Genomic DNA, 14,068 nt, shown 5'->3' with positions numbered 1-14,068 from the left:
TCAACGTATTTCATATACACTCACTCCGACCTTCAACTCCTGGATTAACTTAGTTGAGCGCATTTTTCGGGATATCACTGTTTACCCACGCGACGGCAGCCTCAGTTCGACATGCGAATTGGCCGGTTCCATTAATACATTTTTAGCGCTGCACAACGCTCAGCCCTACCGGTATGTATGGCGCGCAAAAGGCGAAACATCTTGCGCAAGATCCAGAAAGGGGACTGACGAGCCTTCCGATCACGCCTAGGCAGCACTCGCGGCGGCCTGACAACCACCAACACAAACGCCGCGCAAATTGATAGGGTTGCTTGTACTCAAGGACGATCAGGGCAACGCATGAATCATCATCTGTTCCATCGCAGCACCCCTGCCCCACACATCTCAGCGGGCCAGCATCTTCGCGAACTGCGCCGTCAGGCCAAACTCAGCCAGCTGGAACTGGCGCTGCTGACGGGACTGTCGCAGCGTCATCTGAGCTGTGTGGAAACAGGACGCGCCAAAGCCAGCCCAGGCACCTTGCATGCCCTCCTGTCGGCCCTGGATGCACCGCTGGAGCGGTGCAACGAAGTGTTCGTTGCTGCAGGATACGCGCCCCGCTACGCCGCCACACCACTCGATGCGCCTGAACTGGCCTTGGTGAATACTGCCATCGAGCATATTCTGCAGGTGAACAACCCCGCTCCGGCGATCGTCATCGACAGCAACTGGGACGTCATCGCCGCCAATGCCAGTACCGGCCTGCTGCTGGCGATGGCCGGTGTCAGCGCACAGCCGGCGACCGGCCTCAACCTGCTGCAGACACTGCTGTGCCCCGGTGGTCTGGGTGATCATATGGCCAACGCGCCGGAAATCCGCGCTGCTGCCTGGCACCGCGCATCCAGGGAGGCCGCAGGCAATCCGGCACTGGCAGCGCGCTTGCGCGACTTGCCGCCCCCGGCAAGCCCGTGCCAGATGGCAACAGCCACCCCTTTGCTGCTGACCCGCGTGAACACCCCGTATGGCGAGCTGAGGTTCCTGTCCACGTTCACCACCTTCGGCATGCCGCTGGATGTCACCGTGCAGTCACTGCGCATCGAACACCTGATCCCCGCCGACGCACAGACCCGGCAAAGCATGCAGGCAGCGTTCGAGCAGTGGTCGGCCGTTACTGCCTGAACGTCAGGGTCTGGCTGCGCCCGGTTGCGTGCTGTTGCCGGCATGATCCGCCGCCGCACCTACACGTCATTGACCCAAATCAAGCCCTCGCGCCGAGTTCGCGCGACGATGGCTGCACGCAAGGAATGACTCAAGCACCGCCAGGCGCACAGTGCTCAAGGTTTACCGCTTGATCGCTGTGCGCGGCCTTGGCCAAGGAGCCCCACATGAACCCGCTGAAACACATACTGGTTGCCACCGACCTTTCCCCACATGCCCGCAACGCCGCTGAGCGCGCTGCCTACCTGAGCGATGCGCAACAGGCCTCGTTGGACCTGCTCTACGTTGCCAACCCGGCACCCTTCGAGCGCCTCAAACAGTTGGTGACGCCTGATGACGATCTGTTGAAACGCGTACTGGATTGCGCAGGCGAGAAAACCCACGCACTGGCAGCACTGCTGTTCCAGCGTTACGGTATCTCCGCTGGCGTGCAGGTCGCCGGCGGCTCGGTGATCACGGAGATCAACCGGGTGGTGCAGGACAAGCACAGCGACCTGCTGGTGTGTGGGGCCAGGGGCCAGAGCGTGGCGCGGCGCCTGCTGCTGGGTTCAACCGTGCAGAAAATGCTCAACCACATGCCCTGCCCTTTGCTCGTGGTCAAGCCGGCCCCTCGTGATGCCTACCGCACTGTGCTGGTGCCAGTCGATTTTTCGCCCGTTTCACTGCGCACCCTCAAACTGGCCAAGGCCATTGCCCCGCAAGCGGAGATCATTCTGCTGCATGTGTACGAAGCCCCGTTTGAAGCCAGCGTGCGCTTCGCCCATATCGACCACGGCACCCTCACCCACTACCGCAATGTCATTCGCAAGGATGCAGAAGCACAACTCGCGGCGTTGAGTGAGGCTGCCGGCATGGCCGATGCACGGCAGGTCCTGGTGCACGGTAACCCGGGCTGGTGCATTGTCGAGCAGGAGCAGGAGCTGGAGTGCGACCTGATTGTGGTCGGCAAGCAGGGAGCAAGCGCGCTGGAGGAGCTGCTGGTCGGCAGCGTCACCAAGCATGTGCTGAACGAATCACTGTGTGATGTGCTGGTGGCACCATAGGCGGCATAAGCACGCTGCACTGCCGCCTGTTGCACCTGTCCGGGTCAAGCACAAGCGCCCTTGGCTAGCCTGACGGCGAACGGGTTAGGGAATAAAGCCCCCGCCCATAGCATTCGCAAGCGGGACGCCATTGCTCAGAGCAGCCGCTCTACGCAAGACGTTTCATCGATTGCGCTGATGATTACTATCGAGCGGCCTGCCTGTCGGCCAGGCAAGGCCGTCTCTACAATCGCCTGCAAATCCCCCCGCTCTTGCGCCTGCTACAGGCGAGATCCCTCATGGAACCTAACCCATGCCAAGCAACAGCCAGGCCCCTCGCGGCCTTCCCGAACACAATCAACAGAGTGTCACCCAGCAATGGCTGGCAATCCTCTCGGTAGCCGTGGGTGCGTTCGCCCTGGTCACCAGTGAGTTCCTCCCGGTGGGGGTGCTAAACGATGTGGCCAGCGACCTTGGCATCAGTGCAGGCCTTGCCGGCCTGATGGTGACCTTGCCCGGCATCATGGCTGCATTGGCCGCCCCATTGATTTCCGTAGGCGTGGGCGCGCTGGACCGGCGCTACCTGCTGATCGGCCTGACGCTGATCATGATCATTGCCAACGCCATCGTGGCCTACGCCGGCGACTTCAGCCTGCTGTTGGCCGGCCGTGTGCTACTGGGTATCAGTATTGGCGGCTTCTGGGCCACAGCCATCGCCCTCAGCGGCCGCCTGGCACCTGAAGGGATGGGCGTAGCCAAAGCCAACTCCATCATCATGGCGGGCGTAACCCTGGCGACGGTAGTGGGCGTGCCTGTGGGCACCTGGCTGAGTGGCCTGATGGGCTGGCGCATGACGTTCCTGGTCACTGCACTGGTAGGCGTACCGGTGCTGCTGGCACAGGTATTCCTGCTGCCGCGGCTGATGCCGGAAAAGGCCATCCGCATTCGCGACCTGCCGGCGTTGTTCATCAACCCGCAAGCACGGGTCGGCTTGATCGCCGTATTGCTGATCGGCCTGGCACACTTTGCTGCGTACACCTATGTCGCACCGTTTTTCAAACAGAATGCCGGCTTTGACGGGCCTACGATCGGTTCATTATTGCTGTTGTATGGCGTGGCCGGCTTCATGGGTAACATCTTCGCCGGCTTTGCTGCCAACCGCAGCGTGCGGCATACGCTGATGCTGGTCGCGCTCATGATCGCAGTCAGCACCGCCCTGTTCCCGCACTTCGCCACCGGCATGACGGGTGCCGCGATGCTGATCGCACTGTGGGGCTTTGCCTTCGGTGCGTTCCCGGCTTGCGCCAATATCTGGATGTTTGTCGTGGCGCCCAAGGACGTCGAGCGTGGCATGCCACTGTTCGTGGCCATGTTCCAGGTAATCATTGCCGTGGGCTCGTTCTTCGGCGGGCAAGTCGTAGACCATATGGGCACTGCGGTACTGCTGAGCCTGGCCACGGCGCTGGTGGGCTGTGGCTTTGTCACCGTGCTGGTGCTGGGGCGCAACGTCAGCAACGATCTGGCGACGCAGCCAGGCTGAGCAGCCGCCCAGGGCGGCTGCGCAATGCTTGAGGCCGTGAAACCGAGGCGCCTGCTTCGCGGGCAAGCCCGCTCCCACAGGTACCGCACGGCCCCAGGCGCTTGCATTAGCTGCAATCGCCCCGCTCAGGCTGACGTGGTTGCCTGGCGCACATCACCTGAACCTCGGCGCCACGGGCCCTGGCCAGCAGCTCCTCGGTGTCATCCCCGCCGGGCAAGGCAAGCAACAAGTCAGGGCGGCTGTCATTGAGCATGAACAGATTGCGCAAGCGTTCGGCCTGCTTGCCGTGCAGCTGCCAGTTTGGCGGGTAACGCACCAGATCGGCGCCATGCTCGCGTGCCCAGCTTTCAATTTCCCCGCCAAGAAACTGGCTGCCACCGTGGATCAACACCCGGATCGGCCGCTGGCGCTGGACGTCGTCCAAGGCCTGCCGGCAGCGCCGGGTGTCTGCGTAATTGCGTCCTGCACAGATCAGTACTCGCATGGTCGGCTCTCCTTGAATGACTCAGAACCACTGGCCGAAACGGCGGATGTAGAGGGTCTTCATGGCCTGGGCGACCACGCAGTAGCCCAGCAGGGTAGCGACCAGCCAAGGGAAGTACTCCCACGGCAGCGGCACCAGGCCAACCATCGCGCCCACAGGAGAGAACGGGATATAGATACCCAATACCATGACCAGCCCTGTTGCCAATACCACCGGCAATGCAGCGGTGCTCTGGAAGAACGGCACCTTGCGAGTGCGCAGCATGTGCACTACCAGCGTCTGGGACAGCAACCCCTCGATGAACCAGCCGGACTGGAACAGCGCCTGCATTTCGACGCTGTTGGCGGCGAACACGTACCACATCAGGGCGAACGTGGTGATGTCGAAGATCGACGACGTAGGACCTATCCACAACATGAATCGGCCGATGTTGCGGGCATCCCATTTGCGTGGCTTGCTGAGGAACTCCTTGTCCATGCGGTCCCAGGGCAACGACAGCTGGGAAAAGTCGTACATCAGATTCTGTAGCAACAAGTGAATCGCCAGCATCGGCAGGAACGGAATGAACGCACTGGCCACCAGGACCGAGAACACGTTGCCGAAGTTGGAGCTGGCAGTCATGCACAGGTACTTCATGATGTTGCCGAAGGTTTCGCGGCCTTTGAGCACGCCCTCCTCGAGCACCATCAGGCTCTTTTCCAGCAAAATGATGTCGGCTGATTCCTTGGCGATGTCGGTGCCGCTGTCCACCGAGATACCGACGTCAGCGTCGCGCAGGGCGGCGGCGTCGTTGATGCCGTCGCCAAGGAAGCCCACGGTGTGACCATTGGCCTGCAGGGCCTTGAGCACCCGTGATTTCTGCAGCGGGGTGAGCTTGGCGAAGACGGTGCGCTCCTCCACCTGAAGCTTCAGGGTGGTGTCGTCCATGCCCTCGATGTCCTGGCCGAGCAAGGGCTGGCCTGGCGCCAGGCCCACTTCACGGCAGACCTTGGACGTGACCACCGGGTTGTCGCCGGTCAGTACCTTTACCTGCACGCCCATGTCGCGCAAGGCGGCGATGGCCGGGCCGGCAGTTTCCTTGGGGGGGTCGAGGAAGGTCAGCAAGCCCTGGATGACCAGATCGCGCTCATCTTCGGTGTGATACTGCGCCTTGCCTTCGGCCGCCGGGATCTCCCGGGTGGCAACCACCAGCACGCGGAAGCCGTCCTGGTTGAAGGCATCGACCCTGGCCATCAGCTGCTGGCGACGGCACGGATCAAGGGCAACGACCTTGTCGCCTTTCTGCACATGGGTGGCGATGGCGAGCATCTCCTCGACCGCCCCTTTGCTTACCAGCAGGTGATCGCCCAAGGCATTCTTCACCACCACTGACAGGCGGCGGCGGATGAAGTCGAACGGCAGTTCGTCGACCTTTGCGTAGGCGTAAGGCGCCTGGAACTGGTGGTCCTGGCCGGCGAAATGCAGCACGGCCTGGTCCATCAGGTTGCGGATGCCGCTTTGGTGATAGCTGTTGAGCCAGGCCAGTTCGAGGATGTGCTTGTCGGTTTGGCCGTCGAAGCGCACATGGTGCTCGAGGATGATCCGATCCTGGGTGAGCGTACCGGTCTTGTCGGTGCACAGCACATCCATGGAGCCGAGGTTCTGGATGGCGTTCAGGCGTTTGACCACCACCTTGCGCCGGGCCATGGCCACGGCGCCCTTGGCCAGGTTGGCGCTGACGATCATCGGCAGCATTTCCGGGGTCAGGCCCACTGCCACGGCAAGCGCGAAGAGGAAGGCATCACCCCAGTCGCCTTTCACCACTCCGTTGATCATGAATACCACTGGCACCATCACCAGCATGAAGCGGATCAACAGGCTGCTGACGCTGTTCACGCCGCGGTCAAAAGCGGTCTGGCTGCGCGAACCGGCAATGGCCTTGGCCAGCGAGCCAAAATAAGTGCGTCGGCCGGTGGCGACCACCACGGCGCGGGCGCGGCCACTGACCACATTGGTACCCATGAAGCAGATGTTCGGCAACTCGAGCAGGTTGTCCTGGCGGCCGCCATGCTCGGCGGCGGACTTCTGCGCGACATTGCCCAAGGTGTCGTACTTTTCGACCGGCAACGCTTCGCCAGTGAGCACGGCCTGGCTGATAAACAGGTCACGCGCTTCGAGCAGGCGGATATCGGCGGGAATCATGTCACCTGCAGAAAGCTGCACGATGTCGCCAGCCACCAGTTCGTCCATGGGCACTTCGCGCAGGCGCGGGGCTTGGCCGACCTGCTCGCGACGCAACACAGTGGCGGTAGTGCGCACCATTGCCTTGAGCGCGTCGGCAGCCTTGTTCGAGCGGTACTCCTGCCAGAAGCGCAGCAGGCTGCTGAGGCTGACCATGGTCATGATGATGATGACCTTGGTCAGGTCGGCGTCGTCTGCTTCGCCTGCGCTGACCGGCAGCCAGTAGTCGGTGACAAAGCTGATCCCGGCCAGGGTCAGCAGTACATAGATGAACGGGTTGTTCAGGGCCTTGAGCAGCTGCACCAGGGCGTGGGGTTGCGGGTCGTGGGCAACCTGGTTGGCCCCATCGCGCGCCAGGCGCTTGGCGGCTTCGTGCTCGGTCAGGCCCTGTTCGCTGGCATCGAGATTAGCGAGGGTGACGGCCAGGCCATTGCGCGCTTCACGGGCGGCGCGGGTGGACAGGCGGGTTTCGCGTTCGGCCTTGGCCGATGAGGTGTTACGGTGTTTGACAGTCATGTTGCTGTGCTCCTGCCGCTGCGGCGGCACGACACACAGACGTTTCACTCAGGCGGTGAACGAAGGCATGTCGGGTCGCTGAATAATGCTGGTTCTTTCCGACAGTTGTCTGTCCGCTGCCGAGAGTCGGAAGTTGTTTCGGCAGCGAACTTTCTACTCGCGCAATCCATGGTTTGATTCCTTTTCATGAACACAGGGCAATAGTTATCCCGCGAACTTTTAACGTAAAAAGTTCGAGTACAAAGATACCGTTCAATATCTTTTATTCAGTGAGAAGTGCGGGGGCTCAAGCGTGCATGAAGACGCGCCAGCACCCCGTAACTACTTGGGGGGTGCTGGTGGTGGTCAAGGTAGCCGTGCAGACGCCGCGGCCAGGCGCGGGCCTGCCGCGGTGCAAGGCACGCAGGCTGGCGATGTGAAACGAATGAAGTGAGGTTCATGAGCTTGCCTCCAACCGGCCAACACCGGCGGCGGCAAGTCACGGGGAGCATCAGGCTCTGGCGCGGCTTGCCCGACCGGGGTGTCGGGACCGGTGTTCCGGTTCAAGTGCCTGACCGGGCCATACGGCAGGGGTCAGGCAGCGACTAGATACTGTGTCCATTGAATTCTTCAGTGAAGGGAAAAAAGGCCCCGTGCTCGGGGCGGTCGAACTTTATTCAAGCGTAGTATCGAAGTCAACCCGCAAGGGGAACTTTAAATAAGTTTAACCTTATCTTAATGTTCCACGCAGGCGCAGCGCCTCAAACCTTGAACCGCCCCACCAACGCCGTCATCTCCCCCACCAGCCCCGACAACGCCTTGCTCGCCTCGCTGGTCTGCTGCGCACCCGCCGCGGAATGGTTCGACAGTTCGCGGATGTTCAGCAAGTTGCGGTCTACTTCCCGCGCCACCTGAGCCTGCTCTTCGGCCGCACTGGCAATGACCAGATTGCGCTCGTTGATTTCGCCGATCGCACTGTAGATGCCCTCCAGCACTTGCCCCGAGGCCAGGGTCACGTCCAGTGTCGACTGGGCGCGGTTGGTGCTGGCCTGCATGGAAGCCACCGCAGCCTCGGTCCCCGCCTGCACGCTGCCGATCATCTGCTCGATTTCCTGGGTCGATTGTTGCGTGCGATAGGCCAGTGTGCGCACCTCATCCGCCACCACCGCAAAGCCGCGCCCGGCCTCACCGGCACGGGCCGCCTCGATGGCAGCATTGAGCGCCAGCAGGTTGGTCTGCTCGGACACCGAGCGGATCACTTCCAGCACCTTGCCGATGTCCCGCACCTGCCCCACCAACTGCTGCAGGTGCGCACTGCTGGTCTGGATCTCGCGGGTCATGGCTTCGGTGCCGTCGATGTTTTCGCTGACTTGCCGGCGGCTTTGCGCGGCCAGCTGGTTGGATTCACTGGTGGTTTGCGAGGTGGTGATCGCGTTGCGCGCCACCTCCTCCACTGCCGTGGTCATTTCGGTCACGGCAGTCGCGGCCTGCTCCAGCTCCTGCCCCTGCTGACGCAGGTTGTTGGCGCTTTCCTCGGTGACCGCGTTCAACGCCGAGGCGGCGGCGTCCAGCTGCCGGGCACAGTTGTTGATCTGCCCAAGGGTGTCGCGCTGGCTCTGCTGCATGCGCTGCAGCTCATGGAACAGTTGGCCGATTTCGTTGTTACCCTGCCCTTGCACCGGCACGCTCAGGTCGCCACTGGCAATGCGCCGGAAATGCCCCCCGGCTTCACGCAGGGGGTGCAACACACGCTGGGCAATGAACGCCCAGCACAGCACCGCCAGCACCACGGTCATGCCCAGCAGGCACAGGCTCAGCAATTGCGCCCGGGCCAGACGCCGGTCGGACTCGAGCATGATTTGCTGGCCACGTTCGCTCAGTGTGGTCACCAGTTGCTGGCGCAGGGTTTGCAGCCGTCCCATGGCATTACCGGCATCGCTGTTGACCTTGAAATACTGCTCCAGCGAACGCTGGCGGGTCGCATCACGCTGCCCGGCCACCGCCTTGGCGTATTCGGCAAAGGTTGCCTGCAGCTCGGTTGCCAACCCGCGAAGGGCGGGTTCGCGGGCGTTTTCGACAAATTCGTCGACCAACACCTGGCTCTTGTTGTTCAGCTCCACCGAAAGCGCCATGCGCTTGCCTGCACTCTCGTCATGGCCACCCAACTGCTCGATAAAGCCCGAAGACACATTGGCGCTGGAGCGAATCGCCATCAGCAACGCATTGTTCAACCGGTCCGACTGGTGCGCAGTCTGGTCCAGTTCAGTGATCTGCTGGTCGCTACCCACGGCAGCCCACCAGGCACTGGCCGTCGAAAACAGCAGGGTCAGGCTGAACAGCGACAACACCCAGAACATTCCGGTGCGAATTTTCAGATTGGCAAGCATGCGGGCAGTACTCCTTGTTGGCACCACTTCTGATCGAAGATTCGATGGTGGGTGTGCTGCTATCGGAGGTGCTGGCGCAGGCTTGAGGCGCCGAAATACGGTTATGTGCGGTAACCGAACGGAATGCGTTGAGGCCCAGAGGCCTCGCGCCCCTTGGGGGCGTAACCCTCCTGCACAAATCCTGAGCCCACCGCGATCACTGTGGGAGCGGGCTTGCCCGCGAACACGGGCGAAGCCCGTGCCATCCCCTGTCGCGACAGAAGGCCATGCCTACAGCCACCGCGCCTTGCCAATCGCTTTCGCGGCGTCTGCCAGGCGTTGGGTCGCCTGCCGAATCTCATCCGCATCCAGCGAAGCAAACCCCAGGCGCAAGGCATTCTCGGCATGGCCAAACGGTGAAAACTGTCGCCCACTGCGCACCACCAGGTCCCGTTCCAGCGCTTTGTCGACCAACTGATCCACATTGATCTCATCGGCAAACCTCACCCACAGCGCCAGGCCACCTTCTGGCGCCTGCACGCTGATCTGTTCGCCAAACGCATCGCGCAAGCACCCCAACAAGGTTTCGCGCCGGCGCCGGTACTCGCGGTTGACCCGGCGCAAGTGCTTCTTCAGTTCGCCATCATTGATCAGGTCCGCCAACATCTGCTGCATGACTGCATCGCCCTGCCCCAGGGTCAACATCGCCCTGCGTTCCAGCACGGTTGTCACTTCCACCGGTGCCACGATATAGCTGCAACGGAACGTGCTGCCCAAAGGCTTGGACAGTGAGCCAATGTAAATCACGTGCCGCTGCTGGCGGTCGCTGGCCAACGGCAGATAAGGCCGCCCGGCAAAGTGGTATTCGTAGTCGTAATCTTCTTCGACCACGCAAAAGGCATGCTGGCGGGCCAGCTCCAGCAGCTGTTGCCTGCGCCCGGCTGGCAGGCTGACCGTGGTCGGGAACTGGTGATGGGGTGTTATGTACATCATCCGCACCTTGTGCTGCCGGCACAGGGCATCTAGCTGATCGACCCGGCACCCCTCATGGTCCAGCTCCACAGTCACCAGGCGGGCACCCAGCTGACGGAAGATCTCCCAGGCGGGGGGGTAACTCAGGCGCTCGACCAGCACAACGTCACCCGGCTTGAGCAACACACTGGCCACCAGGGACAGCGACATCTGCACCCCCTGGGTCAGGCAGATATGCTCGGCGCCAACGTTCAGGCTGCGATTGTGCCGCAGCATATCGGCCAGGGCGCTGCGCAGATTGCGGCTGCTGCACTCGCTGCCATGGCGCACGCTGTTGCTGGTGAAGCTGCTGCGCAAGGCATTGCGGTAATAACGGTGCAGTACAGCCTGTGGCAGCAGGCGGTGGTCACAGGCGCCGTTGTCGAAGAACAAGGCCCCTGGCCGCCCTTGCTGCGCTACAGCCTGTTCGTTCGCCTTGAAGTAGGCAACGGCAGGCTCCTCTGGCAGCGCCAGAGCAAAAGGCCGCACGGCACTGGGCACGGCCGCGGTGCCTGGCGCCAGTTGCTGGCTGACGAAGGTGCCCCGGCGTTGCACGCTTTGCAGCCAACCCTTGGTTTCGGCTTCCTCATAAGCAAGGATCACGGTCTTGCGATTGACGTTCAGCAGTTGCGCCATCTCCCGCGTGCCCGGCAACGGCGTGCCAGGGCGTAGGCGACCCTCGCTGATTGCGGCCACCAGCCCTTCGACGATCTGCCGGTACGAAGCTTGCGCCCCATCGAGCTTGAGCAGTGGCTGCCATTTACGAAGCTGGACCATACGAAATATCCAAAACTGGAGGTTCTGCTGGTCCTGGACTATAGCAACAATCGAAACCTCCATTTGCCCCGAGGTGTTCATGCAAAGCCGCCACGTCATTGAGTTGTCGCCCTCGGGCAAAACCTTCGAAGCCAGCCAGGAGTTGCTGCTCGATGCCATGCTCGCCAGCGGCCTGCCGGTACCCTTCTCCTGCCGCCGCGGCGCCTGCGGCTCGTGCAAGGTCAAGGTGGTGTCGGGGCAGCATCAGGACAAGCAGCGGGATGCGGACACACCGCCGCCTTCCTATCCCTTGGCCGCCGACGAAATGTTGCTGTGCCAGAGCCACGCCTGCAGCGACATGCGCCTGGAAATACCCGGCTGGTCACTGGACGCCCCGGCACTGCAAACCCAGGCACAGGTCGTTGGCCAGCGCGCGCTGAGCGCAGATATTGTCGAGCTGGTGCTGCAGCCTGCTCAGCCATTGGAGGTGCGGGCGGGCCAGTACATGCGGTTTCAGTTGGACAACGGTGACAGCCGCTGTTTCTCCATTGCCAACCTGCCTGCCCAGGAACAAGGGCAACTGGTGTTTCACATCCGCAAGGTCAGCGGTGGGCTGTTCACCGAAGGTTTGCTGCCCACCCTGCAAGCAGGTGCAACGGTAAAGCTCGAAGGCCCGTTGGGCGCCTGTACCTGGCAGCACGATGACCAGCGCCCGCTGATCCTTTTCGCCACCGGCACAGGTTACGCCGGCATCAAGCCGCTGCTGCTGACGGCCTTGGCCGGCGATGCCGAAGTCACGCTGTACTGGGGCGGCTCTTCGCCGGCGGATTTCTATGACCGCGAATTTCTCGATGTGTCCAGCCGTGTGCACCCGCACTTTCGCTGGCAACCGGTGCTCTCGGCCCAGGCACGTATACAACAGGTGGCGCTCAGCCAGACGCATCGCTGGGACGAAACCCAGGTATATGCCTGTGGCAATGCCACGATGATCACCCAGGCCCGCGAGCAATGCCTTGCAGCAGGGGTACAACCCCATCGCTTTGTGGCCGAGGCCTTTGTCGCCAGCGGTGCACTGACAACGCAGGCTTCATCAGCCAGCACGCTGCACCCTCAGCTGGAAAAGGTCGGCCCACGTTATTCGCTGGACGGCATGCTCGCAGCCCGCGAACAGTCGGTACGGGCCGTGGCCGCCATTGCCAGCCAACTACAGGTCGGCATGACCACCGCCCAGGCACTGGAGATGGCCGCGCATACCCTGCAGGCGATGGGCGCCTCACACACCTGGCACCCCACCTACATCCGTTTTGGTGACGATACCGTGCGTACGCCACGGCAAGGCATTGACCTTCAACGTGTGCTACGTACCACGGACATCGTCGTGGTCGACGTTGGGCCGGTATGGGATGGCTATGAAGGTGACTATGGCGATACCTTCGTGTTTGGCCAGCACGCTTTGCACCACGCCTGCGTGGAGGCACTGCATGAGGTGTTCGACGAGACCCGTCAGGCCTGGGGCCGCGGGTTGACCGGGCGTGAACTGTATGACTTCGCCGAGCGCAGTGCCCAAGCCAAAGGTTGGCAGCTGGAGCGCAACCTGGCCGGGCATCGCATCGCCGACTTCCCGCATGTGTTGTATAGCCAGGACAAGCTGGCCGAGGTGGAGATTGTCCCGAGCGAGGTGGTGTGGGTGCTGGAGATACAGCTGTGCCACCCTACCGAACCTGTCGGGGCATTCTTCGAAGACATCCTGATTGGCGAACGCAAGCCGGGCGCTGCCACGGCAGCTTGAGGCCGCAATCAACGCACACCATGCCAGAGCTGAGGTGATGACGGTAAAAGGCGTCATTGTCTTCTGTACCCGCCTACCAACGCTACGGCTTCACCCTGGCAGGCAACGTGGGTGAGTTTGCCGGGCTGGTGTATCAGCCAGTGGAAAAGCGCCTGCCGGCCCAGGCCCAGGCCCAGGCCCAGGCCCAGAGCGTGGCTGCTCTTCAACCCGCCATCAACCGCTGCCGCTTCACGCGTCGAGTGAACACAGCACGCTTTGCAGCTTGCTTCGGGTGGGATCCGTACACGCCTGCATGGGCTCGCGCAGCTCGTCTGCAATCAGGCTTTGCAGCTGCAACGCCGCCTTGACCACAGCCGGGTTGGGCTCGGCAAAGGCCACCTTGATCCAGGGCAGCAACTGGTAGAACGTGCCACGCGCGGCGGCCCAATCACCGCTGTCGACCTGCTGCACCATGCGTACGTACAGGTCGGCGCGCACATGTGCGGAGGCCGAAATGGCCCCTGCCCCACCCAGGCATAGGTTATTGAAGATTTGCAGGTCTTCACCGGCCAGCACCTGGGCGTGGCCGTCTTCGATCAGGGCCATGGTCGTCTCGCTGTCACCGCCACAGTCTTTCACTGCCGCAATGCGTGGATGGCGCACGATACGGCGCAGGGTTTCGCGTTCGATGCGTACGCCGGTGCGGTAGGGAATGTCGTAGACGATCACTGGCACGCTGGCGGCATCGGCCACGGTGGCGAAGAAGGCTTCGATGCCAGCCTGCGAAGGGCGAATGTAGCAAGGTGCGGGAACCAGCAGCCCGCCAATGTCACGCTGCTGGATTTCAGCCTGGAAGGCCAGCAACTCACGCAGGTTGTAACCTGACAGGCCCATCACCACCCTGCCAGGCTCCACCCAGGCCAGCATGGCATCCAGCACCGCCAGTTGCTCGGCCTTGGACAGCGCCGCCGCCTCACCCGTGGTCCCACACACCACAAAACCGGTCACACCGTCTTCGAGCAACTTCTTCACCAGCTTTTCCAGGCCTGGGAAGTCAATTTCATTAGCGCGCATTGGCGTGACGAGGGCGATCCAGATACCACGGAAATTCGACATGCAAAAACTCCTGATGTTGACCGAAAGTCAGCGTCAGCAGGGCAAAGAGTGGAAGTGGTGGCAGGGATACCTGGCGCCTTCTGTCTCGTCAGC

9 protein-coding genes are annotated in these 14,068 nt (G+C 62.2%); 4 read left to right on the top strand and 5 right to left on the bottom strand.

Annotation, left to right across the window (positions count from 1 at the left end; genetic code table 11):
• Positions 1-339 precede the first annotated feature (339 nt).
• The 3 genes from GST84_10760 (at position 340) to GST84_10750 (ending at position 3,759) form a co-directional block, all read left to right on the top strand.
• The gene (locus tag GST84_10760; GenBank protein ID XGB12824.1) at positions 340-1,158 is read left to right on the top strand and encodes a helix-turn-helix domain-containing protein; all 819 of its coding nucleotides are present in this window, start codon (positions 340-342) and stop codon (positions 1,156-1,158) included.
• A 206-nt stretch (positions 1,159-1,364) separates the two neighbouring features.
• Positions 1,365-2,240, top strand: a complete 876-nt coding sequence (locus GST84_10755) for a universal stress protein (protein XGB12823.1) — start codon at positions 1,365-1,367, stop codon at positions 2,238-2,240.
• Between the two features lie 292 nt (positions 2,241-2,532).
• Positions 2,533-3,759 (top strand): MFS transporter, encoded by a 1,227-nt coding sequence (locus GST84_10750; protein XGB12822.1) that lies wholly within the window; start codon positions 2,533-2,535, stop codon positions 3,757-3,759.
• 106 nt (positions 3,760-3,865) lie between these two features.
• Here the strand turns inward: GST84_10750 and GST84_10745 are convergent, their stop codons facing one another.
• The 4 genes from GST84_10745 to GST84_10730 all read right to left on the bottom strand — a co-directional run bounded on the left by GST84_10745 (position 3,866) and on the right by GST84_10730 (position 11,112).
• Positions 3,866-4,243 (bottom strand): DUF2493 domain-containing protein, encoded by a 378-nt coding sequence (locus GST84_10745; protein ID XGB12821.1) that lies wholly within the window; start codon positions 4,241-4,243, stop codon positions 3,866-3,868.
• 21 nt (positions 4,244-4,264) lie between these two features.
• Positions 4,265-6,979: a magnesium-translocating P-type ATPase gene (gene mgtA, locus GST84_10740; protein XGB12820.1), complete on the bottom strand. Its 2,715-nt coding sequence runs from the start codon at positions 6,977-6,979 to the stop codon at positions 4,265-4,267.
• Between the two features lie 740 nt (positions 6,980-7,719).
• Positions 7,720-9,345, bottom strand: a complete 1,626-nt coding sequence (locus GST84_10735; GenBank protein ID XGB12819.1) for a HAMP domain-containing protein — start codon at positions 9,343-9,345, stop codon at positions 7,720-7,722.
• A gap of 270 nt (positions 9,346-9,615) precedes the next feature.
• On the bottom strand, positions 9,616-11,112 hold the full coding sequence (locus GST84_10730) for an aminotransferase class I/II-fold pyridoxal phosphate-dependent enzyme (GenBank protein ID XGB12818.1): 1,497 nt from the start codon (positions 11,110-11,112) through the stop codon (positions 9,616-9,618).
• Between the two features lie 79 nt (positions 11,113-11,191).
• On the opposite strand from GST84_10730, the gene GST84_10725 reads away from it, so the two are divergent.
• Positions 11,192-12,880 carry a M24 family metallopeptidase gene (locus GST84_10725; GenBank protein ID XGB12817.1) on the top strand — a complete coding sequence of 563 codons (1,689 nt, stop codon included), beginning with the start codon at positions 11,192-11,194 and terminating at the stop codon, positions 12,878-12,880.
• 228 nt (positions 12,881-13,108) lie between these two features.
• Here the strand turns inward: GST84_10725 and dapA are convergent, their stop codons facing one another.
• Positions 13,109-13,975, bottom strand: coding sequence for a 4-hydroxy-tetrahydrodipicolinate synthase (dapA, locus tag GST84_10720; GenBank protein XGB12816.1), 867 nt, complete (start codon positions 13,973-13,975; stop codon positions 13,109-13,111).
• Positions 13,976-14,068: the final 93 nt, after the last annotated feature.

The organism is Pseudomonas putida (assembly GCA_041879295.1).
Lineage (GTDB): Bacteria > Pseudomonadota > Gammaproteobacteria > Pseudomonadales > Pseudomonadaceae > Aquipseudomonas > Aquipseudomonas putida_Y.
The sequence above is the reverse complement of the archived record's forward strand: the minus strand, read 5'-3'. Positions and strand labels throughout refer to the sequence as shown.

Bases quoted from the DNA above. Each gene is read 5' to 3' on its own strand.
- GST84_10735 (XGB12819.1), bottom strand. From the start codon at position 9,345: ATGCTTGCCAATCTGAAAATTCGCACCGGAATGTTCTGGGTGTTGTCG.
- GST84_10725 (XGB12817.1), top strand. From the start codon at position 11,192: ATGCAAAGCCGCCACGTCATTGAGTTGTCGCCCTCGGGCAAAACCTTC.
- GST84_10745 (XGB12821.1), bottom strand. From the start codon at position 4,243: ATGCGAGTACTGATCTGTGCAGGACGCAATTACGCAGACACCCGGCGC.
- GST84_10760 (XGB12824.1), top strand. From the start codon at position 340: ATGAATCATCATCTGTTCCATCGCAGCACCCCTGCCCCACACATCTCA.
- GST84_10750 (XGB12822.1), top strand. From the start codon at position 2,533: ATGCCAAGCAACAGCCAGGCCCCTCGCGGCCTTCCCGAACACAATCAA.
- mgtA (XGB12820.1), bottom strand. From the start codon at position 6,979: ATGACTGTCAAACACCGTAACACCTCATCGGCCAAGGCCGAACGCGAA.
- GST84_10755 (XGB12823.1), top strand. From the start codon at position 1,365: ATGAACCCGCTGAAACACATACTGGTTGCCACCGACCTTTCCCCACAT.
- dapA (XGB12816.1), bottom strand. From the start codon at position 13,975: ATGTCGAATTTCCGTGGTATCTGGATCGCCCTCGTCACGCCAATGCGC.
- GST84_10730 (XGB12818.1), bottom strand. From the start codon at position 11,112: ATGGTCCAGCTTCGTAAATGGCAGCCACTGCTCAAGCTCGATGGGGCG.